At 65.3% G+C, this 24,774-nt stretch carries 18 protein-coding genes and 2 tRNA genes; 2 read left to right on the plus strand and 18 right to left on the minus strand.

The window, feature by feature from the left end:
* Positions 1-4 precede the first annotated feature (4 nt).
* Positions 5-1,573, plus strand: coding sequence for a PepSY-associated TM helix domain-containing protein (locus BAY15_RS13050; RefSeq protein WP_068853364.1), 1,569 nt, complete (start codon positions 5-7; stop codon positions 1,571-1,573).
* A 133-nt stretch (positions 1,574-1,706) separates the two neighbouring features.
* Positions 1,707-2,783 (plus strand): serine hydrolase domain-containing protein, encoded by a 1,077-nt coding sequence (locus tag BAY15_RS13055; protein WP_083214184.1) that lies wholly within the window; start codon positions 1,707-1,709, stop codon positions 2,781-2,783.
* Here BAY15_RS13055 and BAY15_RS13060 read toward each other — a convergent pair.
* From BAY15_RS13060 to nuoL, 18 genes are all read right to left on the minus strand, one after another.
* Positions 2,752-4,389 (minus strand): winged helix-turn-helix domain-containing protein, encoded by a 1,638-nt coding sequence (locus BAY15_RS13060; protein WP_237334260.1) that lies wholly within the window; start codon positions 4,387-4,389, stop codon positions 2,752-2,754. The genes BAY15_RS13055 and BAY15_RS13060 overlap by 32 nt on opposite strands.
* 261 nt (positions 4,390-4,650) lie before the next feature.
* A complete protein-coding gene (locus BAY15_RS13065; protein WP_068853368.1) occupies positions 4,651-5,823 on the minus strand; it encodes a glycoside hydrolase family 18 protein in 1,173 nt (390 codons plus the stop codon).
* 209 nt (positions 5,824-6,032) lie between these two features.
* Positions 6,033-8,141: a polyribonucleotide nucleotidyltransferase gene (gene pnp / locus BAY15_RS13070; RefSeq protein WP_068853377.1), complete on the minus strand. Its 2,109-nt coding sequence runs from the start codon at positions 8,139-8,141 to the stop codon at positions 6,033-6,035.
* Between the two features lie 150 nt (positions 8,142-8,291).
* A complete protein-coding gene (rpsO, locus tag BAY15_RS13075; RefSeq protein ID WP_068853379.1) occupies positions 8,292-8,552 on the minus strand; it encodes a 30S ribosomal protein S15 in 261 nt (86 codons plus the stop codon).
* Between the two features lie 162 nt (positions 8,553-8,714).
* On the minus strand, positions 8,715-9,623 hold the full coding sequence (gene truB, locus BAY15_RS13080) for a tRNA pseudouridine(55) synthase TruB (RefSeq protein ID WP_068853381.1): 909 nt from the start codon (positions 9,621-9,623) through the stop codon (positions 8,715-8,717).
* Between the two features lie 75 nt (positions 9,624-9,698).
* The gene (rbfA, locus tag BAY15_RS13085) at positions 9,699-10,106 is read right to left on the minus strand and encodes a 30S ribosome-binding factor RbfA (protein ID WP_068853383.1); all 408 of its coding nucleotides are present in this window, start codon (positions 10,104-10,106) and stop codon (positions 9,699-9,701) included.
* Positions 10,107-10,167: 61 nt separating this feature from the next.
* Positions 10,168-12,804, minus strand: a complete 2,637-nt coding sequence (gene infB / locus BAY15_RS13090; protein WP_068853385.1) for a translation initiation factor IF-2 — start codon at positions 12,802-12,804, stop codon at positions 10,168-10,170.
* A 95-nt stretch (positions 12,805-12,899) separates the two neighbouring features.
* On the minus strand, positions 12,900-14,411 hold the full coding sequence (gene nusA, locus BAY15_RS13095; RefSeq protein WP_068853387.1) for a transcription termination factor NusA: 1,512 nt from the start codon (positions 14,409-14,411) through the stop codon (positions 12,900-12,902).
* A gap of 7 nt (positions 14,412-14,418) precedes the next feature.
* The gene (rimP, locus tag BAY15_RS13100; RefSeq protein ID WP_068853389.1) at positions 14,419-15,009 is read right to left on the minus strand and encodes a ribosome maturation factor RimP; all 591 of its coding nucleotides are present in this window, start codon (positions 15,007-15,009) and stop codon (positions 14,419-14,421) included.
* A 431-nt stretch (positions 15,010-15,440) separates the two neighbouring features.
* Positions 15,441-15,517, minus strand: a tRNA-Met gene (locus BAY15_RS13105).
* An 83-nt stretch (positions 15,518-15,600) separates the two neighbouring features.
* The gene (locus BAY15_RS13110; RefSeq protein ID WP_068853391.1) at positions 15,601-16,485 is read right to left on the minus strand and encodes an RHS repeat-associated core domain-containing protein; all 885 of its coding nucleotides are present in this window, start codon (positions 16,483-16,485) and stop codon (positions 15,601-15,603) included.
* A gap of 111 nt (positions 16,486-16,596) precedes the next feature.
* Complete coding sequence (locus tag BAY15_RS13115; RefSeq protein WP_068853393.1) at positions 16,597-17,472, minus strand: RHS repeat-associated core domain-containing protein; 876 nt, start codon at positions 17,470-17,472, stop codon at positions 16,597-16,599.
* An 11-nt stretch (positions 17,473-17,483) separates the two neighbouring features.
* Positions 17,484-18,350, minus strand: coding sequence for an RHS repeat-associated core domain-containing protein (locus tag BAY15_RS13120; RefSeq protein WP_068853395.1), 867 nt, complete (start codon positions 18,348-18,350; stop codon positions 17,484-17,486).
* On the minus strand, positions 18,347-19,162 hold the full coding sequence (locus tag BAY15_RS19450) for an RHS repeat-associated core domain-containing protein (protein WP_208856104.1): 816 nt from the start codon (positions 19,160-19,162) through the stop codon (positions 18,347-18,349). Before BAY15_RS19450 ends, BAY15_RS13120 begins: the two co-directional genes overlap by 4 nt.
* A 195-nt stretch (positions 19,163-19,357) precedes the next feature.
* Positions 19,358-19,434 (minus strand) — tRNA-Met (locus tag BAY15_RS13125).
* 108 nt (positions 19,435-19,542) lie between these two features.
* Positions 19,543-21,003, minus strand: a complete 1,461-nt coding sequence (gene nuoN / locus BAY15_RS13130; RefSeq protein ID WP_068854715.1) for an NADH-quinone oxidoreductase subunit NuoN — start codon at positions 21,001-21,003, stop codon at positions 19,543-19,545.
* Between the two features lie 15 nt (positions 21,004-21,018).
* Positions 21,019-22,527, minus strand: coding sequence for an NADH-quinone oxidoreductase subunit M (locus BAY15_RS13135; protein ID WP_068853397.1), 1,509 nt, complete (start codon positions 22,525-22,527; stop codon positions 21,019-21,021).
* A 23-nt stretch (positions 22,528-22,550) separates the two neighbouring features.
* On the minus strand, positions 22,551-24,767 hold the full coding sequence (gene nuoL / locus BAY15_RS13140; protein WP_068853399.1) for an NADH-quinone oxidoreductase subunit L: 2,217 nt from the start codon (positions 24,765-24,767) through the stop codon (positions 22,551-22,553).
* Positions 24,768-24,774 lie beyond the last annotated feature (7 nt).

Consider the following 24,774-nt stretch of genomic DNA (forward strand, 5'->3'; position numbering starts at 1 on the left):
TTCGATGAAATTCAGTTCGCTCACCCTGCGTACCTTCACCACCGTGCACACCTGGGTTGGCCTGGTGGCCGGCTTTGCGCTGTTCGTGGCGTTCTATGCCGGCGCCATCACCGTGTTCCACCATGACCTGCCGCTGTGGCAGTCGCCGCAGGGCATGGACCAGCCAGCGCAGACCCTGGACGATGCACAGCGGCTGCTCGATGGGGTGCTGGCCAGACACCCCGATGCGCGAAAGCACGTGGGCATGACCTTCCCCGGTGCGGAAACGCCACAGTCCATCGCGTACTGGCAGGATGCCAAGGGAACCTGGCTGTTTGCCTGGGCCGACCACGTGGATGGCAGCCCCACCCCGCCACAGGCCGGCCTGGCCGAGCTTGTCAACGAACTGCACTACACGCTGGGCCTGCCGGTGGCCGGCATCTACCTGATGGGCGTGGTCAGCCTGCTGTACGGGTTGGCGCTGCTGTCCGGGCTGGTGATCCACCTGCCCAAGCTGGTGGGCGACCTCTTCGCGCTGCGTCCGGGCCGCAACTTCAAGCAGATGTGGCAGGACGCGCACAACGTGATCGGCGTGCTCAGCCTGCCCTTCCACCTGCTGTTCGCGGTAACCGGTGCGCTGCTGTGCCTGATGTTCCTGCAGATGGCCGCGCTGAACCCGCTGATCTACGACGGCAAGCTGCTGGCAGCGCTGCCGGGGGCAACCGATACCGCGCCGATCCGCGCGCCCGCCAACGAGCCGGTGCGTGCCGGCAGCCTGGCCATGCTGCATGCGCGGGCGATCGCGGTGGCGAACGACAAAGGCCAGGCAGTGTTTGAGCCGGCCTACCTGAAGCTGGCCAACGCCGGTGACCGCAACGCCGTGATCGAAATCACCGGCGATGGCGGCGTGGCGCTGGGCCCGCTGGGCGCGGTGGCGATGGATGCCAATACCGGCGATGTGCTGCACACCCAGCTGCCGGGGCATCGCGATGCCAACCACGCCACGCTGGCGGCGGCGTATGCGCTGCACTTCGGCGAATTCGGCAACGGGCTGGTGCCGTGGCTGTACTTCGTGCTCGGCCTGGGCGGGGCGTTCCTGTTCTATTCGGGCAACCTGCTGTGGATCGAGTCGCGCCGCAAGCGCCGCCAGGCCACCCAGGGACGCGCGCAGGTGAACATGGCGCGGGCCACGGCAGGCGTGTGCATCGGGCTGTGCGTGGCGATATCGGCGGCGTTCGTGAGCGTGCAACTGCTGGAGCACCTGGCCCCGGCCCATGCGGATGCGGGCATGCGCTGGACCTGCTTCCTGGTCTGGGGCGGCTCCGCCCTGTGGGCGGCGCTGCGCGCGCCGTCCAAGGCGGCGGTGGAGCTGCTGTGGGCTGCGGCGGCGGTGACCGCGCTGATCCCGGTGGTGCACGGTGCGATGAGCGGGCTGTGGCTGTGGACCAGCGCCGCGCGCGGCTACTGGCCGCTGTTCTGGGTGGACGGCGTGGCGCTGGCGATGGCGCTGGGCTTTGCCGCCATGGCGCGCGCAACGCAGCGCAGGGCCGTAAACGGCGACCCCAACAGCGTATGGGCGCACACGCGGGCGTAACGGACAAAGCGCGTGGCCCGCTTTGCATCGCCAGATGCAGGCTGGGTGCCGCTTTCAGAATTCTTCAGGCGTTCTTCCAGCACTTCAGACGCGGTGCTGGCGTAGTGGCACCTCACTTCCGAGGAGCGCCACCATGCCCCACCCCGCCCGTCGTTTCGCCGCACTGGTCCTGTCCATCACCGCTTGCCTGCCCATCGCGGCTCAGGCCGCCTCGCCGCGCCTCGACCCTGCCCCGCTCGCCGCACTGGAGGCGGCCGTTGCCAGCGACGAGATCAAACAGGTCACCAGCGTGCTGTTGCTGGTCGATGGCACGGTGGCCTACGAACACTATTTCAACGGTGCCGATGCAGAAACGCTCAACGACGTACGCTCGGCCAGCAAAAGTGTGACCTCGCTGCTGGTGGGGGCGGCCATCGGCGACGGGCACCTGCCGGGCGTGCAGGCGCGTGTCTACGACTACTTCCCCGAGTTCACCGCGCAGCATCCGGTCGACCCCCGTCTGCGCGGCACCACACTGGAAGACCTGCTCACCATGAGCAGCTTGTGGGAATGCGATGACCAGAATCAATTTTCCGCCGGCAACGAAGAGCGCATGTACGTGACCGAGCGCTGGCTGGACTTCGCGCTGGCGCTGCCGGTCAAGGGCTTCGCGCCCTGGATGAGCCGGCCGGAGGACAGCCCGCACGGCCGCGCGCACGCCTACTGCACCGCCGATTCGTTCGTACTGGGCGCGGTGCTGGAACGGGCCACGAAGATGCCGCTGGCCGACTACGCCGCGCAGGCGCTCGAACGCCGGCTGGGCATTACCCGCAGTCACTGGAACCGTTCCCCCGAAGGCATCGGCATGGGCGGCGGCGGCACCCGCTACCGCACCCGTGATCTGGCCCGGCTGGGTGAGCTGGTGCTGGCCGAGGGACGCTGGCAGGGCAAACAGCTGGTGCCTGCCGACTACATCGCGGCAATGATCCGTCCGCAGGCCCAGACCGACGACGGCAGCGACTACGGCTACCAGTGGTGGGGCCTGAAGCTGCCGGTGGACGGGAAGGAAACCACGGTATGGGCGATGTCGGGCAACGGCGGCAACTATGTGTTCGTGATGCCGGAGAAGAAGCTGGTCGCGGTGGTGACCAGCAAGGCCTACAACCGCAGCTACGCCCATCCCCAGTCGCGCCGCGTGCTTACCGGGTTCCTGCTGCCGGCGTTGCGCTGAGGCCCTTCAGATCATCGGGGCGCCAGGACGCTGCCAGTACCTGCGCCCGCTGCGCGGCCACGTCCGCCTCGATCCGGGCCAGCAGGCGCTCCCATCCGGGCGCCTGCCGAAGCGGGGCGAACAGCGGGGTGACGCGCAGCCACGCGGCGTCGCGGAAGCCGGCGTCCACCGCGCGGTGCAGGTCGGCGATGGCCGCGCCTGCATCACCCTGCGCCTGGTGCAGCAGGGCCCGTTCCACGGCCGCGTCCGACCAACCGTCGTCGGCCTGCGCGGTCACCTCGCGCAGGCGCGCGGCAATCCAGTCCGGGGACGACGTGCCACTCCCCTGCTGCAGGCCGGCCAGGGTCTTTCCCAGCGACTGCAGCGGGCGCAGCAGGCGTGCCTGCTCGAAGGCCTCTGCCGCGCCTTGCCGGTCGCCGCCCATCAACAGCAGTTCGCCGTTTAGGCGCAGCAGCTGTGGATGCGGCGTGCCGCGCGCGAGCGCCTGGTCCAGCGCCTGCCGCGCCTTGTCCTGCTCGCCCATGTTCATCAGCGCACGCGGCCACGCAATGTTGCTGAAGACATTGTCCGGGTACAGCTGGAAGTTCCGCGCATGACGGCGCGCGGCGGCGTCGGTGAAGCCAAGCAGTTCCAGTTCGCGGGCGACCTGCACGTCGCGGAAGCGGATCCGCTCGGGCGCGCGCAGCGCGAGGTTGGCCTTCAGCGCCTGCGCCAGGTGGCCCTGCTCCTGCTGCAGGTAGGCCAACGAGGCGCGGGTGCGCTCATCGTCGGGATCGCGCAGCAGCGCCTGCTCGTAATCGGCAATCGCCTGCGGCATCGCGCCAAGGCAATCATGCGCGTACCCGCGCAGCGCATGTGCGGCTGCGTCGTCAGGGGCCGCCTGCAACACCTGCCCGGCCAGCTGCAGTGCCTCCTGCGCGTTCCCCGGCCTGCCGTTGAACAGGCAGGCATCGGCGGCCAATGCTCGCGCCAGGCCACGCCGTGCGGCGCTGGAATCCGGGTCGATCTGCAGCGCCTGGCGGTACAGGGTGATCGCGCGCTCGTTGTTGCTGGCCTGGCCGATGCCGGCGTAATACGCAGCGCGTTGCAGCACCGGATCGGCCGGTGAGCGCGGCGCCCTTCCCGGCCACGCGACGATGATGGCGACGGCGGCGACGGCAGCAGCCACGCCCGCCGCCAGCCACGCCCATCGCGCGTGCAGCCTCCGTTGCGGCCCCTCCGGCGCCGCCGCAGTTGCGGCAGTTGCGGCAGTTGCCGCGGATGGCTCTACCGGCGCTGGTGGCGCCATCGGTGCGCACGCCTGGGGCGGCGCGCATAACTGGTAGCCCCGGCCACGTACCGAGCGCACGTAGCGTGGCCGGCGGCTGTCATCGCCCAAGGCCTGGCGCAGCAGCTTCACCCGCTGGCTGATGGCATCTTCACCCACCACGGCCGGCGCCCAGACCTCCCGCGCCAGCGTATCGAAGTCGACCACATCGGTGCCGTGCTCCAGCAGGCAATCCAGCAACCGCCAACTCAGCCCGCTGACCGGCAACACCACATCACCGCGCCGCACCTGCTGCGCGGCGCGGTCGATATGCAGGTCCAGCAGCTGAGCGCTCGTCATGCCGGCAAGCATAGTGCAGGCCCGGCCCGGACGTTACACCCGATCACCGGGGAGCAATCCAGCGGTAGGGTCGGTTCCCGAACGACCGCCGATAGGGATGATCGGCAGGGCGACGAATGACCAACGAACGGAGAAATCCGGAAACGCGCGACTCCGTTTGAAGGTCATGCGTCAATCGAGCAATCTCCGCTATCGGCAGTCGTTTGGGAACCGACCCTACCTGCTATCCCCCATCGGCATGCTTTCAGCGTGTAGCCGGCTTCACTTGAACGGTGCAGCCATGGCCTTCAGCAGGCTGGCCTGGTCGTCATCACCCGTCAGCTCCCAAGTGAAAACGCCGCGCAGCTTCTGGTCCCTGGCGTAGTCCGCGCGCAGGCGAATCGAGGTCGGGTCTTCGTAGCTGATGAACACCTTGTCGGCGGCGTTGTACAACCACGGTGTCTGCGCCACCGGGTGCCACTGCTGCTGCCAGCCGGGCTTGTCGAGGAATTCCTGCTTGATGCGGCGCCAGTCACCTGCATCGAACGGGGCGCTGTAGGGCTGGTACAGGCCATCGGCAGATTCGGTGGTCACCTTGAAGCCGCGCCCGTAGAACGGCACGCCCAGCACCAGCTTGTCGTTGGGCACGCCATGCTGGCGGTAGTACTCCACCGCGCCTTCCACGCTGTTCCAGCGGCGCTGCTCCGGTGCGAGCGGGTCCTGCGGCACTTCGTGCAGCGGCGCGTTGAAGGTGGACACCTTGGAAAAGCCGGTGCCCATGTCGTAGCTCATCAGGCTGATGAAATCGAGCGCCTGGCCCAGTTCCTTCAGCTCGTAGCTGCGCGCCGGGTCGTACGGACCGTCGGTCTGCACGCGGCCGGCCGGCAGCGCGGCGGTCAGCAGCCGATGTGGACCCTTGCCGCCATCCAGCGCATCGAGCTGCCTGCGGAATTCCTGCACCAGCAGGGTCATGTTATGGCGGTCTTCAGGGCGATCGGTGATCTCCAGCGGGCCACCGGAGACCGGGAATTCCCAGTCGATATCCACACCGTCGAAACTGCCGCGATGCTGCTCGAAGAACATCGCCACGCACGAACGCACGAAACGTTCGCGGCTCTGTGCCGTGAGCGCGGCATCGGAGAAGCCGCCGGCGTTCCACCCGCCGATGGAGATCATGGTGTGCAGCTGCGGGTGTTTGCGCTTGAGCGCAGCAAGTGCCCTGAAGTGCGCTGCAGCGCCGTCGTCCACCACGCACCTGCCGTCGTCGATGCGCGCGAACGCGTAGAACAGATGGGTCAGCGTATCGGCGGGAATGGACGCCACTGGATAGCGCTCGGCCGAACCGCCCGGATAGTAGGCCCCGATCACCGCGTTCGGCGCAGGGGCGGCAAGGCTGGCGAGCGGAAGCGCGACCGCGAGGGCGGTAGCCAACAGGGAAGCAGACAGGCGGTACATGGCGACTCCGTGGAAAGGAATGGGCCAACGTTAACAAGGCGCAGGCCGTCACGGCCGGATGTCCTGCGAATCTGTCCGGCGGACACCTTCTTGTGCCGCGAATGGGGGACGTAATGACTTGCGACAGGCAAAAAAAACGGGCCCGAAGGCCCGTTTTTTTTCAGGCAGTGACGACCAACGGTCCTCACCTACCTTGGTGTTGCGGTCGATTACTCGGCCGAGGCGCCTTCGCCTTCCTCGACGGCCTTCATCGACAGGCGGATGCGGCCCTGCTTGTCGACTTCCAGCACCTTGACCTTGACCACGTCGCCTTCCTTCAGCTTGTCGCCGACCTTCTCGACGCGCTCGCTGGAGATCTGCGAGACGTGGACCAGGCCGTCCTTGCCCGGCAGGATGGTGACGAACGCGCCGAAGTCCATGATCTTGGCGACCTTGCCTTCGTAGATGCGGCCCGGCTCGACGTCCGAGGTGATCTGCTCGATGCGGGCCTTGGCAGCCTGCGCAGCGATGGCATTGACCGAAGCGATGACGATGGTGCCGTCGTCCTGGATGTCGATCTGGGTGCCGGTTTCCTTGGTGATGGCCTGGATGGTGGAACCACCCTTGCCGATCACTTCGCGGATCTTGTCCGGGTGGATCTTGATGGTCAGCAGGCGCGGCGCGTAGTCCGACAGCTCCTGGCGCGGAGCGGTCAGGCCATGGGCCATTTCACCCAGGATGTGCAGACGGCCGGCCTTGGCCTGCTGCAGTGCCTGCTTCATGATTTCTTCGGTGATGCCTTCGATCTTGATGTCCATCTGCAGGGCGGAGATGCCCTCAGCGGTACCGGCGACCTTGAAGTCCATGTCGCCCAGGTGATCTTCGTCACCCAGGATGTCGGACAGGACGACGAAGCGCTCGCCTTCCTTGACCAGGCCCATGGCGATACCGGCAACCGGCGACTTGACCGGCACGCCGGCGTCCATCAGGGCCAGCGAGGAACCGCAGACCGAGGCCATCGACGAGGAACCGTTCGACTCGGTGATTTCCGAGACGACGCGGATGGTGTACGGGAAGGCTTCCAGCGACGGCATCACTGCCAGCACGCCGCGCTTGGCGAGGCGGCCGTGGCCGATTTCGCGACGCTTCGGGCCCATCATGCGGCCGGTCTCACCCACCGAGTACGGAGGGAAGTTGTAATGGAACAGGAAGTTGTCCTTGTACTCACCGGACACGGCGTCGATCACCTGGCCGTCGCGGGCGGTACCCAGCGTGATGGTCACGATGGCCTGGGTCTCACCACGGGTGAACAGCGAGGAGCCGTGCACGCGCGGCAGGATGCCGGTCTTGACGGCGATCGGGCGGACGGTGTCCAGCGCGCGACCGTCGATGCGGACCTTGGTGTCGAGCACCGAGTTGCGCATGGTGCTGTATTCCAGCTCGCCGAATTCCTTCGACAGCTCGGCCGGGTTCCAGCCTTCAGCGGCCACGCGGCCTGCCAGCGACTCGACCACGTCCTTCTTGATCGCCGAGATGGCGTCACGGCGCTGCAGCTTGTCGCGCACCTGGAAGGCTTCGCCCAGGCGCGGGCCGATGGCTTCCTGCAGGGCGCTGATCAGCACGTCGTTCTTGGCCGGGGCGACCCAGGTCGACGGCTTGGTGCCAGCTTCCACGGTCAGCTCGTTGATGGCGTTGATGACCTTCTGCATTTCGCGGTGACCGAAGGTCACGGCGCCCAGCATCACGTCTTCGGAAAGCAGCGCGGCTTCGGATTCGACCATCAGCACGGCGTTGGCGGTACCGGCCACAACCAGTTCCAGCTCCGAATCCTTCAGTTCGGTCACGGTCGGGTTGAGGATGTACTCACCGTTCTTGTAACCCACCTTGGCAGCGGCGATCGGACCCTTGAACGGGGTACCGGCCAGCGACAGTGCAGCCGAGGCGCCGATCAGTGCGGCGATGTCGCCGTCGATGTCCGGGTTCAGCGACATGACCGTGGCGATGATCTGCACTTCGTTCTTGTAGTCTTCCGGGAACAGCGGACGGATCGGACGATCGATCAGGCGCGAGATCAGCGTTTCCTTTTCGGTCGCACGGCCTTCGCGCTTGAAGAAGCCACCCGGGATACGGCCACCGGCGTAGAACTTCTCCTGGTAATCACAGGTCAGCGGGAAGAAGTCCTGGCCCTCACGCGCGCTCTTGGCAGCCACGGCGGAGACCAGCAGCACGGTGTCGTCGAACTTGACGATGACGGCGCCACCGGCCTGACGGGCGATTTCGCCGGTTTCAAGCGTGACGGTGTGCTTGCCGTACTGGAAGGTTTTGGTGATTTTTGCCACGGGGGATGTCCTTGGGGAAATGCTGTCTTCGAATGGACCGCGGGCGACCCTTGCCGCCGACGGGTGACCGGAAGTCCGGTCCTGGCGTTTGATGCGGTACTACCAAAACAAAACCGCGGCGCATTCCTGCGCCGCGGTCGGGATTCTTGCTTAGCGACGCAGGCCGAGCTTTTCGATCAGGGCCTTGTAACGAACGGCGTCTTTCTTCTTCAGGTAGTCCAGCAGGCTGCGGCGGCGGTTGACCATCTGCAGCAGACCGCGACGGCTGTGGTGATCCTTCTTGTGGGTCTTGAAGTGGCCGGTCAGCAGTTCGATGCGGGCGGTGAGCAGGGCAACCTGGACTTCCGGGGAGCCGGTATCGGCCGAGCTGCGCTTGTTGTCTTCAATGACCTTCTGGGTGTCGATCGACATATCTGTTTTCTCTTGGATGCGTGGCCCGCAGAAACGCCCCATTGGCGTACCGCGCGACTCGCCGTTAACGAAAGGATGAACCCGCAGACGCGGGAAAGCCTGAAAAGGCCGCGAAATTGTAACGGTCGCGGCCTCCCGGGACAAGCGCCGGGTGGGTCCGGGTCAGAGGTTGAAGCGGCGCTGGGGGGACAGCCGGCCGGTCGGGTCGACCTCGCCAAGCCCCTGGATCCGGTCCTCCGGGCCATACACGGCCACGGTACCGGGCGGCCAGGCCGGATCGCGCAGGCGCTGGCCCACGCAGAAGCGCGGCGCCTGTTCAGCATCCAGAACGATGCGCGGATAGTCGGCCAAGCCCGCTGCCAGCGGCAGCAGCAGTGCCTCCATGGCAGCCTCGTCGCCCTGCTCCGCCAAGGCGCGCAGGGTGTCCAGGCTGACCATGGGGGCGTCGCGGAACGGGTCCACCCAGAGCCGGCGCAGGCCGGCAATGTGCGCACCACAGCCCAGCGCTTCGCCCAGGTCGCGGGCCAGGCTGCGGATGTAGGTGCCTGAACCGCAGGTCACGCGCAGCGACAGCCGGGTCGGCTGCTGGTCCAGGACCTCGATGGCATGGACCTCCACATCGCGCTCGGGCGCGTCGATGGTCTCGCCCCGGCGGGCCTTCAGGTACAGCGGTTCACCCCCCTGCTTGAGCGCCGAGAAAATCGGGGCGCGCTGACGTATCCGGCCCTTCAGGGGGGCCAGAGCCACTTCAAGCTGGTCGCGGTTGATCGACGGTACCGCGCGCTCCAGCAGCACGCTGCCGTCGGCATCGTCGGTATCGGTGGTCTGGCCCAGCACGATGTCGGCGTCATAGGCCTTGGCCGCGCCCAGCAGCAGGCCGGCGATCTTGGTGGCTTCACCGAAGCACAGCGGCAACAGCCCGGTGGCCAGCGGGTCCAGGCTGCCGGTGTGGCCGCCCTTCTCGGCGCGGAACAGGCGGCGGGCCACCTGCAGCGCGGCGTTGGAGCTCATGCCGGTGGGCTTGTCGAGCAGGAGGATGCCGTCCAGGCGACGGAAGGTGATTCGGGTCATGGTGTTTCGCCGGGATTGGTCGTGCAGGCACGCAGGGCGGGCCATACAGGACAACAGCCCTTGCGGGCTGTTGGTTTATTCGGGTTTGTCTTCGCCGTCGTCGCCGTCTTTGGCGTTGCGGCTCTTTTCGGCCGCGAGCGTGTCGGGCAGGTCGCGCAGGAGGTTGTCGATGTGCTCGCCACGGTCGACCGAATCGTCGTAGTGGAAATGCAGCTCCGGCACGTGGCGCAGCTTCATGGCCTTGGCCAGGTCCATGCGCAGCTCCCAGGCCAGCTCCTTGAGCCCCTTCATCGCTTCGGCCGAACGTTCCGGCATCAAAGCGGTGACGAAGATCTTGGCATGGGCCATGTCACGGGTGACTTCGACGTCGGAAACGCTCACCGAGGGCAAGCCGTGTACACGCACGAGGTTATGCACGAGCGTACCCAGCTCACGGCGGATCTGGGCGGAAACACGGTCGGTTCGATGGAAGGTTTTCGGCACAGGGAACTCTTCAGTATTCGAATTGGTAGGGCCCGACCGTCTGGTCGGGCCCTCTTTTACATTACAGGGTGCGCGGCACTTCGATACGCTCGAAGCACTCGATCTGGTCGCCCGGCTTCACATCGTTGTAAGCCTTCACGCCGATACCGCATTCGGTACCGTTGCGGACTTCGTCGACGTTTTCCTTGAAACGACGCAGCGATTCCAGCTCGCCTTCGAACACCACCACGCTGTCGCGCAGGACGCGGATCGGCTTGCTGCGCTTGACCGTACCTTCGATGACCATACAGCCGGCCACGGCACCGAACTTGGAGCTGCGGAACACGTCGCGGACCTGGGCGATACCGATGATCTCTTCGCGGATTTCCACGCCGAGCAGGCCGGATGCCACCTGCTTCACCTGATCGATCACGTCATAGATGATCGAGAAGTAACGCAGGTCCACGCCGTTGGATTCAATGATGCGACGGGCCGAAGCATCCGCACGCACGTTGAAGCCGATGACAGTGGCCTTGGAGGCCACGGCCGAGTTGGCGTCGGATTCGGTGATGCCGCCCACGCCGGAGTGGATCACGTTGATGCGGATGTCGTCGTTGGACAGCGCGACCAGTGCCTGGCTCAGCGCCTGCACCGAACCCTGCACGTCGGCCTTGATCACCAGGTTCAACACCTGCTGGCCATCGCCCTTGCCCAGGGTTGCCATGATGTCTTCCATGCGGCTGCCGGCCGACTGCACCAGGCGCGATTCACGGCGCTTGGTTTCGCGCTGCTGCGCGACGTCCTTGGCCAGGCGCTCGTCTTCGACCACGACGAAGTCGTCACCCGCATCCGGCACGCCGGACAGACCCAGCACCTGCACCGGGATGGACGGGCCGGCCTGGTCGGGCTGCTTGCCGGTCTCGTCGAACAGTGCGCGCACGCGGCCGTACTGGATACCGCAGACCAGGTAGTCGCCCTTCTTCAGCGAACCCTGCTGCACCAGCACGGTGGCGATCGGGCCACGGCCCTTGTCCAGCGAGGACTCAATGACCACGCCGCTGGCGCGGCCATCGGCCACGGCCTTCAGTTCCAGCAGTTCGGCCTGGATCGAGATGGCGTCCAGCAGTTCGTCGATGCCCATGCCAGCCTTGGCCGAGATCTCCACCATCTGGGTGTCGCCACCGAAGTCTTCGGCCACGACCTGCTCGGTGAGCAGTTCGTTCTTGACCCGCATCGGGTCCGCGCCGGACTTGTCCATCTTGTTGATCGCCACGATCAGCGGCACACCCGCCGAGCGGGCGTGCTGGATCGCTTCCTTGGTCTGCGGCATGACGCCGTCGTCAGCGGCCACCACCAGAACCACGATGTCGGTCAGCTTGGCTCCGCGGGCACGCATCGAGGTAAACGCGGCGTGGCCCGGGGTATCCAGGAAGCTGATGACGCCCTTGGGCGTTTCAACGTGGTACGCACCGATGTGCTGGGTGATGCCGCCGGCTTCGCCGGTGGCCACCTTGGTGCGGCGGATGTAATCCAGCAGCGAGGTCTTGCCGTGGTCGACGTGGCCCATGATGGTGACCACCGGCGGACGCGCAACGGCTTCACCCTGCTCGCCTTCGTTCAACGCCAACAGCGCGTCTTCGGCGTCGTTGGTGTTGGCACGGATCACGTTGTGGCCGAGTTCTTCGGTCACCAGCGCGGCGGTGTCGTGGTCGATGGTCTGGGTGATGGTGGCCATCACGCCCATCTTGAACAGCGCCTTGACCACATCGCCGCCCTTCACCGCCAGCTTCTGGGCCAGGTCGGCCACGGTGATGGTGTCGCCAATGGTGACGTCACGCACGATCGGTGCGACCGGACGTTCGAAACCATGGGCACCACCGCCACTGCGCGACTGGTTGCTGTCACGGCGGCCGCCGTGCTGGGTGCGACCGGTCGGGCGACCGCGCGAGTTGCTGTTGTTGCCACGGCGCGCGCGATCGGCGGCCGACAGGTGCAGCTGACCGGCAAAGCGGTTGCCACCATCGTCGTCGCGCTTGGCGCCCGGGCGGTTGTTGTTGTTCGAGTTGCGGTCGTCCGCACGTGCAGCCGGACGTGCCGGTGCCGGCGCAGACGGACGCGCGGCACGGGCCGGCGCTTCGCTGCCGGCCGGGCGCGGCGCGGCTACCGGTGCCGGCGGGGCGTTCTTCGCCGCTTCCGCAGCGGCTTCGGCAGCCTTGCGCTCGGCTTCGGCGCGTTCCTTGGCGTCGATCTCTTCCTGGCGCTTGCGTGCGATTTCTTCATCGCGCGCACGGTCCTTCTCGGCCAGTGCACGCTGCTCGTCCAGATTGCGCTGGCGGGATTCCTCCAGCTTGCGCAGGATGTCGGCGCGCTCCTCATCCGGCGTCATCGCCTTGCCACTGGCGTCCTTGGTGTAGGTGCGCTTCTGGCGCACTTCAACATTGACGGTGGTCTTGCTGCGGCCGGCGCTGACGGTCACTTCCTGCAACTTGCGACGGTTGAGGGTGATCTTCTTTGCAGCTTCGTCGGCACTTTCGACGGGCTGCTCGGTCTTGCCATGCGAACGACGAAGGAAGCCCAAGAGCTTCACCTTCTCGGTGCTGGTCACGACCTGGTCGGGACCGCTGAACTTCATGCCGGCCTCGGCAAGCTGTTCAAGCAGTTTTTCGACCGGCGTATTGACCAGTTCGGCAAGCTTGCGGATGGTGGTTTGCTGCGACATTCGGATCCTATGATCTGGTTGGCGCTCCTCCGAAACGGGCGAAGGCAGCGCGGAGTCTAAGCCCTGATCGGGTCAGGGCACTGTTCATCGCTGGCTCATTCGCCGCGCTCCAGGCGGGCGATCTCCTCGGCTCGGGCGGCAAGGATCAGGGCGGCGGCGCGCTCCTGGTCCATGTCCTCGATACCGAACTCGAGGATCTCATCGGCGGCCAGGTCCGACAGGTCCTCACTCGTACGCACACCGTGGCCGGCCAGGGCGTAGGCGGTTGCCTCGTCCATGCCTTCCAGGGCGAGCAGGTCTTCGGACGGCGAACCATCTTCCAGACCCTCTTCCACCGCAAGCGCTTCGTTGAGCAGCGCATCGCGGGCACGGGCACGCAGCTCTTCGACGATGTCTTCGTCGAAGCCTTCCACGGCCAGCAGTTCGCCGACCGGGACGTAGGCGATTTCTTCCACGGTGTTGAAGCCTTCGGTCACCAGGATGGCGGCGATTTCTTCATCCACTTCCAGCTTGTCCATGAACAGCTGGCGGGCAACGCCCTGCTCTGCCTCGGACTTGGCGGTCACCTGGTCCTGGGTCATCACATTGAGCTGCCAACCGGTCAGGCGGCTGGCCAGGCGCACGTTCTGGCCGCCCTTGCCGATCGCCTGGGCCAGGCGCTCTTCAGCGACGGCCAGGTCCATGGAGTGCTTGTCTTCATCGACGATGATGGACTGCACTTCCGCCGGCGCCATCGCATTGATGACGAAGTTGGCCGGGTTGTCGTTCCACAGCACGATATCCACGCGCTCGCCATTGAGCTCGTTGGACACCGCCTGCACGCGCGAACCGCGCATGCCGATGCAGGCGCCGATCGGATCGGTACGCGCATCGTGGGCGAGCACGGCGATCTTGGCGCGGTCGCCCGGATCGCGGGCACAGGCCTTGATCTCGACCAGGCCCTGGCCCACTTCCGGCACTTCGAGCTTGAACAGCTCGATCATGAATTCCGGGGCGGCGCGGCTGATGAACAGCTGCGGGCCACGCGGTTCCGAACGGACTTCGGCCAGGTAACCGCGCACGCGGTCGCCAGCGCGTAGCACGTCGCGCGGAATGCCCTTGTCCTTCGGGATGAAGGCCTCGGCGTTGCCGCCCAGGTCCACGTAGATGTTGCCGCGCTCGGCGCGCTTGACCACGCCGGTGACCAGCTCGCCCACGCGGTCCTTCCACGCATCGACCACCTGCTGGCGTTCGGCTTCGCGCACGCGCTGGACGATCACCTGCTTGGCGGCCTGCGCCGCGATGCGGCCGAAGTCCGGGTTTTCGATCTGCTCTTCGATGTAATCGCCCACTTCCACGCCTTCGGCTTCGTCGATGGCATCCATCAGACGAACCTGGCGGTCGGGCGATTCCATCACCACGTCATCGGCCACCACTTCCCAGCGGCGGAAGGTTTCGTAGGTGCCGTCCTTGTGGTCGATCGACACGCGCGCCAGCACTTCCTCATCGGGATAGCGCTTCTTCGCGGCCGACGCCAGTGCTGCTTCGATCGCATCGAAGATCACTTCACGCGGAACGCCCTTTTCATTGGCGACCGCATCCACTACCAGCAAAAGTTCCTTGCTCATTGTTGGCTCACTCCGCGCGCGGCTTCTTGGCCGCCGGCTCGTTGGATGGTTTCTTGTTCGCCTTGCCACCCTGCTTGGGTGCCGGGCCAGTCGGTTTGGTCGGAGCCAGGCCGAGGGCGGCCCAGTCCGGCATGATGCGTGCCTTCTCGATATTCTCGACGTCGGCGGTAAACGGGGAATTGTCGACCTTGAAGGTGACCGTATTCTGCTCGGCATCGACGCCGAGGATTTCGCCCTGCAGGCGACGACGGCCGTCCTGCGGCAGCTTCAGGGTGACCTTGGCCGACTCGCCCACCGCACGTTCGAAATGGTCGAAGGTGAACAGCGGACGATCCACGCCGGGCGAGGACACTTCCAGCGTGTAGTTGGCGGTGATCGGGTCTTCCACGTCCAGCTGGGCCGACACTTCGCGGCTCACGCGTTCGCAGTCGTCGATGTTGACGACACGCTCGGGCTGTTCTGCCAGCGGCACGTCGATATAGAGGCGCAGCATTGCGCCGCCCGGGGCGGTCAGGTACTCCACACCCAGCAGCTCGAGACCCAGCGACTGAACGGTGGGGGCGAGCAGATTCGCGATTTCGGTTGCCTTGTCGCTCACAGTCTGCCTTGGTTCGTTGAAAGAGGTGCTGCCCCGGCGCACGGCCTGGGGCCCGGAAACAACAAAGGGCCCGCTGGGCCCCTTGTCCGGTACGACTCCGGTCATGCTGGATTCCGGTTGCAGATCACGCGCGGTGCGTGAAGCTGCGAGCCCAGCCTTCCGGGGGGTCACGACTACCTGAGGGGAAGTCGCACGGCCCGGAAGCCGGTCGCGGGACGGTCCGCATTCCAGGGAATGGGTCCAGTCAGGTAGTCCGCTAAGCCGTGGATGATAGCGGTTGCACCGCGCTGGTGCAACGGGCGCGGGCGCCAGATGGCCGGATCCGCCCCTGCATTCAGCTTCGTTGATACCCCTGCCCGTCTCAACGAAAAAAGCGACCCCGTTGCCAGGATCGCCTTTTCGTCTACTGCATCTGCACTGCAGATTTTCTGTGGTAGCGGGGGCAGGATTTGAACCTGCGACCTTCGGGTTATGAGCCCGACGAGCTGCCAGACTGCTCCACCCCGCAGCAGAAGCGGAATTGTAATGAATAGTTATCCGCAATGCAACTGGTCGCGGCGAACACGACGGGATGGCGCAGTTCAGCCAATGTCACTGATTGTACTGCCGGTACCAATCCGCGACTTCCTGGTTCATTCGCCGGTTCCGGATGGCTGATGCTCTCTTGGCGGCGCCCGTCTGAGGCTTGAACAGCACTGTGTCGCTCGTTGTGGTCAACATCCTGCTTCCAGGTTTGCTGTTGACCTTGCCCAGATAGGCAGTCACTTCCACACCCAGCGTATCGGCCAGCACCTGCCCTTGAGAGGCCTTCCCCCCAACGGCGCCGTAGCAGGACTGCAAGTGAATGTCCTTCTGTCGCAAACGTCCAGTCCCTGCGGCTTTCACCGTGTGCGCCAGCTCCACGCCGTTAAGGATTCTGCCTCCCCACTCCGACGTAGCCGGATCACCATGGATGCGCACGGTATCGAACTTGGGGCCTCTCCAGACCATCACTTCACCCGGGCCAAGCGTCTTGTAAGGGACCTGCACGCGTGAGGCGCGCGCCAAGCGCGCACTGCGCATTGCATGCATGGCCAGCGTCCCTGCGGTGCCGATCGCGAGCGCCCCGGCAAGCACGCCTAGAAGCAGCGCACTTGGCTTCTGCCCCTTCATGCCAGCGACTATCGCCGTTCCCACCATCGCTATCGTCCCCGCCGCCAGCAACCCTGCAATGGGAAGCAACATGTGACCACTGGGATCCGCGTTGTTGACCGGATCACCGATCACGTAGGAGTAAGGATTGATGCCGCCCTTTCCAAAAGGGCTCAGGTCGTCAGGGCTGTGAAAGCGCATCAGCACCGGGTTGTAGATGCGATACCCATTGCCCAGGAACTGCCAGGCTGCGCCCGGCTCATGCAGCTGGCCGTTGTAGCCCAGCCAGCCACGGGTCTCCCCTTGGTGGCCGGCGCGCGGCCAGGTTGTGGGAAGTGACGGCATGGAACCCCCTTCGGCGCGCGGTACGCACCAGGATTGTGTCCCCCGACGCGCCGATCATTGGTCCGGCAGAATTAAAACGTGGTGATGACCTCTCCCCGGCCCATTGCAGTCTCAGCGAGACCGCACTGCCTGCGCCGCACGGGCAACCACACGCATGCCCCGACCGACCGGGTGCAGCGCGGTGTTGAGCACCGAGGTGACGGTCCTGGCGACGCCGGTCTGCGGACGAAACACGGTGGATATGTGGTCGTCGGGACCCGCATTGGAGTTCCGTGCCTGCATTCCATGGGTGCGCCCCCTGTATCCCCTGACCGGAACGTTGAGTTTGTTGGCCAACCGCTGCGCCTGCGACGCATAGCGTCCGCCGACGGCGGAGTAGCAGGACAGCATGTTGATCGGTTTGAAGCGATAGCTCGGGCCCACCGCCGTGCTCACCTGCCGGCCCAGCGCGTGCCCGCTCACCGCACCCGTAGAGCCGGTGGCGAAGGGAAGCCCATGGGCGACCAGCTCATCGCCGCGCGCTCCCGAAGCAAAGCGCAACTCGCCGATGCGCACGGTCCGGCCGGGCTGCACGGTTGGCACCGGTGGCGTGGTTGGGGGCACGCCGACTGCGGTCACGCGCGAGGACGCCCGCAGCATGTGCATTCCTCCTGCCGCCACGCCCACGCCCAGCGCCACGGCGGCCAGGATACCCGCCGTGGTGCCCTCCCCCTTCGTCCCGGCCGCGGCCGAGCCCACCAGAGCCCCAGCGCCCGCCAACACGGCTGCGCCCACAACAAGCTGTGCGAAATGACCGCTGGGGTCGGCCAGGTTGATGGGATCGCCGCCGAACGCGGCATAGGCATTGAGGCCCCCTTCTGCAAACGGACTCAGACTGTCCGGGCGATGGAACCGCCTCAAAACGGGACTGTACACGCGATACCCGTTACCCAGGATCTGCCACTGCGTACCGGCGCCATGCAGTTCACCGTGAAAGCCCAGCGACATGTCCGCATGCCTCACCGCAAGCCCGACAGGCGCTGCATCACGCTCGCCCGGGTTCTCCGGTTCAGCGCGGTATTGCGTATGGCCGTGTTGACCCGTGCAAGTCCGGTCTGGGGATGGAACACCTTGGCGTGGTAGACGCCCATGGGCCTGTGGGTGAACGCATTGCCTGCGACCGGGCCCACGAAGCCGATGACCGGCTGCCCCAGGCCATCGGCCACCACCTGCGCCTGTGGCGCCGGCCCGGTACCCGAGTTGCACGACAGATAGATCAGCGGCTTGTCGCCCAGCCCCTTCGACCTGAGAAACGCGGTCATCTCGGTGCCGTCCATGGGCGTGTTGCCGACCAGGGATCCGTCGGACCTTCCGTGGACGTCGAGCCAGTCCTTATTTTTTCCGCGGTGGATGCGCACCTCTCCCAGGCGCGAACTCGATTGCCTGCGGACCAGGGCGCGGGCCCCGATCGCCGCCAGCCCCGCGACAGCAAAGGCGCCTCCCAGCACGGCCAGGAACTTTGCACTTTTGCTGTCTCCGGTGATGGCGACTGCACCGGACGCGCCGAACAACGCCACCGCGCCCCCTCCGAGTAACGTCGCGATCGGCATCAGGAAGTGGCCAGTGGGATCGGCATGGTTGATCGGATCGCCAGCGCAATAGGCATAGGCGTTCGTGCCACCGGGGCCAAAGGGGCTGCTGTCGTCGGGACTATGGAAGCGCCCCAGCCGCGGGTTGTAGACGCGGTAACCATTGCCCAGAAACTGCCAGCAACGGCCCGGCTCGTGCAACTGGCCGTTGTAGCCCGGACCGGTCCGCTCCTCCCGCTTGGCTGCGAGGCCCTGCTGGCCGCCGCCGGCACAGGAAGGGGCACGCGATGCGGTCATACCCAATGTGGCGTGGTCGCTTCTTCCCACCTCGCCGCCCCTGACCTGATGCTCGCCGAGCGCACCCTGGGGGAAGCGGCGGGCAGGGTGCGCGGTTGACGTAAACCCGCCGGCGAGAAGGAGGGCCGGGGTGCCGGCAGGTCCGCACGGTTCGCCCCCCGAACCTGCGGCTGAGCACGATGGGTCGCACCCTTCGGCGGCGAATACGGCGACGACGACGAACGGCGGGACGGGGTAGGCGAACCCAACCGCAGAGGTGTCGAGTGCGGGCTGGGCACGGCCGGTGCCGTCGGGGTCGGCGGTGTGATGGGGGGCGCCGACGCCGTGAGTGGTGTGGGCACGGGTGTGGCCGCCGGCGCGCCGACCGGGGTCGCCGCAGCAGGCTTGCGCTTGACCCAGGCGTGATGACCCAGCTTGAGGCTCATTCCGGCGAACATGACCGCTGCGGCAATCGTCAGTGCCCGCTGGGTATCGTTCTTTGACGCCGCTGCAAGGCCGACAGCGGAAAGCGCCCCCGCTGTTGCGGCGACTACCAGGGCAACCAGCGGTGTCCTCAACCTGAAGCCCAAAAGATTGGCGGCGAACACGTTGAGCGACCAATGGCCACTGGGGTCCACCTGGTTGATCGGATCGAGCTGGCAATAGCCGTAGGCGTTGAGGCCACCCTTTCCGAATGGGCTCATGTCGTCGGGACTGTGGAAGCGCATCAGCACCGGGTTGTAGACGCGGTACCCGTTGCCGAGGATCTGCCAGGACCCTGCGGTCTCATGCAACACCCCGTTATAGCCCAGCACGGACGTAGATGAGGACACGATTACCCCTGGCCGACTGGCCGACTTATGCGTGTGTCCCCCGACAAGGCCACGAAATACGCCCACCCTAATTAAAAGGGTGTGTAGAGCGGGGCCATGCCCCGCTGCCCCTGCCCTGCACCACCCAACAAAAAAGCGACCCCGTTGCCGGGATCGCTTTTTCGTCCACTGCCGCCGGCATGCACCGGGGCTATTTGGTAGCGGGGGCAGGATTTGAACCTGCGACCTTCGGGTTATGAGCCCGACGAGCTGCCAGACTGCTCCACCCCGCAGCAGAAGTGGTTGAGTTGATCCGTACCGCAACGATGTTCTGGCGAAACCGCTGCATCAACAACTCAGGAAACGAATATTACACTAATTGCGCAGCTTTGTATCGTTTTTCAGGCGAGATGCGCAAAAGCCTGCTGGCACCACACCATGATCGGGTTCCAGGCCAGGCCGAGCGCCAGCAGCGCCAGGGCATTCACGCCCAGCACCACGCCCAGCACGCGGTCGTTGTTGGCCGGCAGCGGCTCGCCCACCGGCTCATCGAAGTACATGACCTTGATGACGCGCAGGTAGTAGAAGCAACCGATCACCGCACAGATCACGCCCAGGATGGCCAGCCACAGCATGCCGCCGTTGATGGCCGCGCCCAGCACCGCCAGCTTGGTCCAGAAGCCCAGGAACGGCGGGATGCCGGCCATCGACGCCATGATGCACAGGACCAGGCCCGCCATCCACGGGTTGCGGGCGTTCAGGCCCTTCAGGTCGTCGATCTTCTCTGCTTCGAAGCCGTTGCGCGACAGCGCGATGATCGCGCCGAAACCGGCAGTGGACATGATCGCGTAGCTCAGGGCGTAGAACAGCGCCGCCGCATAGCCACGCTCGCCGCCACCGGCAATGCCGAGCAGCAGGAAGCCGATGTGCGACACGGTCGAGTACGCCAGCATGCGCTTGAGGTTGCTCTGCGCGATCGCCATCAGGTTGCCGACCACCAGCGACAGCGCGGCCAGGCCACCAATCAGGTACTTCCATTCGTCCGACAGCGGGCCCACGCCCACTTCCAGCAGGCGGTAGGCCATGCCGAACGCGGCCAGCTTCGGGGCCGAGCTGATGAACAGCGCAACCGGTGCCGGGGCACCCTGGTACACGTCGGGCAGCCACATGTGGAACGGCGCCGCACCCAGCTTGAAGGCCACGCCGGCGATCATGAACACCGCGCCGGTCAGCAGCAGCATCTTCTCGTCGGAGTTCGGGATGGCCGCGTTGATGGCATCCAGGTGCAGCGAACCGGTGGCGCCGTAGACCAGCGACATGCCGTACAGCAGCAGGCCCGAGGCCAGCGAACCCAGCACGATGTACTTCATCGCCGCTTCGGTGGCCAGGCCGTTGTCACGGTTGCTGGCGACCAGCGCATAGGAGCACAGCGCCAGCAGTTCCAGGCCCAGGTAGACCATCAGCAGGCTGCCGGCCGAGACCAGGATCATCATGCCGGAGGTGGCGAACAGGATCAGTACCGGGATTTCGCCCTGGAACAGATCGCGTTCGCGCAGATAGCTCCAGCCATAGACCAGGGTCAGCCCGCTGCAGAGCACGATCACGGCCTTCATGACGTCGGCTGCGGTATCGCGGACGAACATGCCGTGGAAGACCTCGCCCTGCCCGCCCACGCCGGTGGCGAGCATGAACAGCACGACCGCCAGTGCAGCGACCGAGAACAGGTGGGTCCAGATCTTGTTCTGCTTGCTGATGAACAGATCGAGGATCAACAGGGTGAACGCGCTGCCGATCAGCACCAGCTCCGGAGCGAGCGGCGGCAGGTCAGCGGCGGTCAGTGGCAACAGCGGCGAGGTGGTCATCATCAAATCCTGGAATTACAGCAACTTGCTGGATGCGATCTGCATCGCCAGCTTCGCGATCGAGGGTTCCATCAGGTCGGTCAGCGGCTTGGGATACAGACCCAGCGCCAGCGTACCCACGGCGAACACACCCAACACCAGCCATTCACGGCCGTTGATGTCCTTCAGTTCGGCCACATGCGCGTTGGCCACTTCGCCGAAGAACACGCGCTTGTACAGCCACAGCGTGTAGGCAGCAGTGATGACCAGCGTGGTTGCGGCGGCCAGGGCCAGCCACGGATTACGCTGGAAGCTGGCCATGATGATCATGAACTCGCCCACGAAACCGCTGGTGCCCGGCAGGCCGGCATTGGCCATGAAGAACAGCATGGCGAAGGTGGCGAACCACGGCATCACGTTGACCACGCCGCCGTAATCGGCGATGCGGCGGCTGTGCATGCGGTCGTACAGCACGCCCACGCAGGAGAACATCGCGCCGGACACGAAGCCGTGCGAGACCATCTGCACCATCGCGCCCTGCAGGCCCAGGCGGGCTGCATCGGCATTGCCGGCATCACGCACCAGCCACAGGGCAATGAAGGTGCCCAGGGTGACAAAGCCCATGTGCGCGATCGAAGAATAGGCGATCAGCTTCTTCATGTCGTCCTGGACCAGGGCGACCAGGCCGACGTAGATCACCGCGATCAGCGACAGCGCGATGACCAGCCATGCCCATTCCTGCGAAGCATCCGGCACGATCGGCAGGTTGAAGCGCAGGAAGCCGTAGCCACCGATCTTCAGGGCGATGGCGGCCAGGATCACCGAACCGGCGGTCGGCGCTTCCACGTGGGCGTCCGGCAGCCAGGTGTGGACCGGGAACATCGGCACCTTGACTGCGAAGGCGATCAGGAAGGCGAAGAAGATCCAGGTCTGCTCCTGGGCCGACAGCTGCAGCTGGTACAGGTCCGCCAGCTGGAAGCTGCCGCCCTTCAGGTACAGGTAGATCAGCGCCACCAGCATCAGCACCGAGCCGAGGAAGGTGTACAGGAAGAACTTCAGCGCGGCGTAGATGCGGCGCGGGCCGCCCCAGACACCGATGATGAGGAACATCGGGATCAGCATCGCTTCGAAGAACACGTAGAACAGCATCGCGTCGGTCGCAGCGAAGATGCCCACGGTGACGCCTTCCAGGATCAGGAAGGCGGCCACGTACTGGTTGACCCGCTTGTCGATGGCGCTCCAGGCACCGATCAGCGCCAGCACCGAGACCAGGGTGGTCAGCAGGATCAGCGCAATGGCGATGCCATCCACGCCCAGGTTGTAGCCGATGTCGTAGGCCGGGATCCAGGCGCGGGTCTCGACGAACTGCAGTGCGTCGTTGGCCACGTCGTAGCCGCTGAGCAGCGACAGGCTGATCACGAAGGTCAGTACCGCCACGCCCAGCGACGCCCAACGGGCGGTCTGCGCATCACGGATGGCAAGGATCAAGGCACCGCCGAGGATCGGCAGCCAGATGAGAACACTGAGTAGAGGCCAGTTCGACACGTCTTCTTATTCCGTACAGGTCATCAACGCAGGTAATGCATCAGGACGCCCAGGAGGGCAATCAGGCCGATGATCATCGCGAAGGCGTAGTGATAGAGGAAACCGGATTGGGTGCGACGCAGCAGGTTGGCCGCCAGATCGATCAGGCGTGCCGAACCGTTGACCACCACACCATCGACGATGTTCGTGTCGATCGCGCGCGAAACCTTGCCCAGCTTGATGCCGCCACCGGCGAAACCGCCGATCCAGAGCTTGTCGAACCCGTACTTGTTCTCCAGCACCGACACCAGCGGCGCAAAGGTCTTGCGCGACTTCGTGGCCAGTTCCGGCTTCCACAGGTAGAACAGGGCCGCCAGCAGGAAGCCTGCCACGGTCAGGAAGAAGGCCGGAGCCATCATGCCGTGCAGGGCGAACGCCACCGGACCATGGAACTCTTCAGCCAGGGCACCAATGGTGTTGCGTGCCGGGTCGTAGAAATCGACCACGCCGGTGAAGAACGAATGCACCTGGCCCGGGATGCCGTGCTCGGCATGGTGGCCGGCCCAGTCGGTGCCGTACAGCATCGGACCGATGCTGAAGAAACCGATGAAGATGGACGGGATCGCCAGCAGGATCAGCGGCAGCGTCACCACCCACGGGGTTTCGTGCGGCTCATGCGGACCGTGGCCATGGCCGTGGTCGTCATGGTGCGCGTCGCCGTGGTGGGCGTCGGCATGATGGGCATCTGCATGCGCATCAGCGGCATGGTGATCGTCATGGGCATGGCCATGCGTGTGGTCATCATGCGCGTCGCGGAAGCGCTCCTTGCCATGGAAGGTCAGGAACAGCAGGCGGAAGCTGTAGAAGCTGGTGACGATCACGCCACCCAGCACGGCCCAGTAGCCATAGGTCGCCACCCAGCTCGACGACACGTGCGCGTGGTGCTGCGCGGCCTCGATGATGGTGTCCTTGGAGTAGAAGCCGGAGAAGAACGGCGTACCGACCAGGGCCAGGGTGCCGATCCACATGGTGATGAAGGTGATCGGCATGTACTTGCGCAGGCCGCCCATCTTGCGCATGTCCTGCTCGTGGTGCATGGCGATGATCACCGAGCCCGCGCCGAGGAACAGCAGCGCCTTGAAGAAGGCGTGGGTCATCAGGTGGAACACGGCTGCCGAGTAGGCCGACACGCCCAGCGCCACGGTCATGTAACCCAGCTGGGACAGCGTGGAGTACGCGACGACGCGCTTGATGTCGTTCTGCACGATACCGATCAGACCGGTGAAGAACGCGGTGGTGGCACCGATGAACAGCACGAAGTTCAGCGCGGTCTGCGACAGCTCGAACAGCGGCGACATGCGGGTGACCATGAAGATGCCCGCGGTGACCATCGTCGCGGCGTGGATCAGCGCCGAGATCGGAGTCGGGCCTTCCATCGAGTCCGGCAGCCACACGTGCAGCGGAACCTGGGCCGACTTGCCCATGGCGCCGATGAACAGGCAGATGCAGATGATGGTGGCGGTCGCCCAGATGACCGGTGCCTCGGTGATCTGGATGGAGCTGCCAAACAGGCTGATCGCACCGGACCACACCTGGATGTGCGAGTACTGGCTGTTGACCAGCATGTCCGAGGCATTGGCGAACACGGTGGCGTAGTCCAGCGAACCGAACACCCACAGCACGCCGGCAATACCCAGGATGAAGCCGAAGTCACCCACGCGGTTGACCAGGAACGCCTTCATGTTGGCGAAGATCGCAGTCGGGCGCTTGAACCAGAAGCCGATCAGCAGGTACGACACCAGGCCCACTGCTTCCCAGCCGAAGAACAGCTGCAGGAAGTTGTTGCTCATCACCAGGGTGAGCATCGAGAAGGTGAACAGCGAGATGTAGCTGAAGAAACGCTGGTAGCCCGGGTCATCCTGCATGTACCCGATGGTGTACACGTGGACCAGGAAGGACACGAAGGTGACCACGACCATCATCATCGCGGTCAGCTTGTCGATCATGAAACCGACATGCGCCGAATACTGGCCGACCTCGAAGAAGGTGTAGACGTTCTGGTTGAACGGCTGCGCGCCGCCCCACAGCAGCTGGTAGAACACGTAGCTGGACAGCACGCAGCTGACCGCGACACCCAGGATGGTGACGGTCTGCGCGCCGATGCGCCCTACCTGACGACCGAACAGGCCAGCGATGATGCTGCCGACCAGCGGTGCAAGCACCACGGCGATCAACAGACTCTTGGAGAGAGTAATTTCCATCTACGGA

Origin of the sequence: Stenotrophomonas rhizophila (genome assembly GCF_001704155.1) — a bacterium.
Classification (GTDB): domain Bacteria; phylum Pseudomonadota; class Gammaproteobacteria; order Xanthomonadales; family Xanthomonadaceae; genus Stenotrophomonas; species Stenotrophomonas rhizophila_A.

Excerpts from the sequence above, each read along its gene's own strand:
- BAY15_RS13050 (WP_068853364.1), top strand. The coding sequence starts at position 5 with ATGAAATTCAGTTCGCTCACCCTGCGTACCTTCACCACCGTGCACACC.
- BAY15_RS13055 (WP_083214184.1), top strand. The coding sequence starts at position 1,707 with ATGCCCCACCCCGCCCGTCGTTTCGCCGCACTGGTCCTGTCCATCACC.
- BAY15_RS13060 (WP_237334260.1), bottom strand. The coding sequence starts at position 4,389 with ATGACGAGCGCTCAGCTGCTGGACCTGCATATCGACCGCGCCGCGCAG.
- BAY15_RS13065 (WP_068853368.1), bottom strand. The coding sequence starts at position 5,823 with ATGTACCGCCTGTCTGCTTCCCTGTTGGCTACCGCCCTCGCGGTCGCG.
- rpsO (WP_068853379.1), bottom strand. The coding sequence starts at position 8,552 with ATGTCGATCGACACCCAGAAGGTCATTGAAGACAACAAGCGCAGCTCG.
- truB (WP_068853381.1), bottom strand. The coding sequence starts at position 9,623 with ATGACCCGAATCACCTTCCGTCGCCTGGACGGCATCCTCCTGCTCGAC.
- infB (WP_068853385.1), bottom strand. The coding sequence starts at position 12,804 with ATGTCGCAGCAAACCACCATCCGCAAGCTTGCCGAACTGGTCAATACG.
- nusA (WP_068853387.1), bottom strand. The coding sequence starts at position 14,411 with ATGAGCAAGGAACTTTTGCTGGTAGTGGATGCGGTCGCCAATGAAAAG.
- BAY15_RS13110 (WP_068853391.1), bottom strand. The coding sequence starts at position 16,485 with ATGCCGTCACTTCCCACAACCTGGCCGCGCGCCGGCCACCAAGGGGAG.
- BAY15_RS13115 (WP_068853393.1), bottom strand. The coding sequence starts at position 17,472 with ATGTCGCTGGGCTTTCACGGTGAACTGCATGGCGCCGGTACGCAGTGG.
- BAY15_RS13120 (WP_068853395.1), bottom strand. The coding sequence starts at position 18,350 with ATGACCGCATCGCGTGCCCCTTCCTGTGCCGGCGGCGGCCAGCAGGGC.
- nuoN (WP_068854715.1), bottom strand. The coding sequence starts at position 21,003 with ATGACCACCTCGCCGCTGTTGCCACTGACCGCCGCTGACCTGCCGCCG.
- nuoL (WP_068853399.1), bottom strand. The coding sequence starts at position 24,767 with ATGGAAATTACTCTCTCCAAGAGTCTGTTGATCGCCGTGGTGCTTGCA.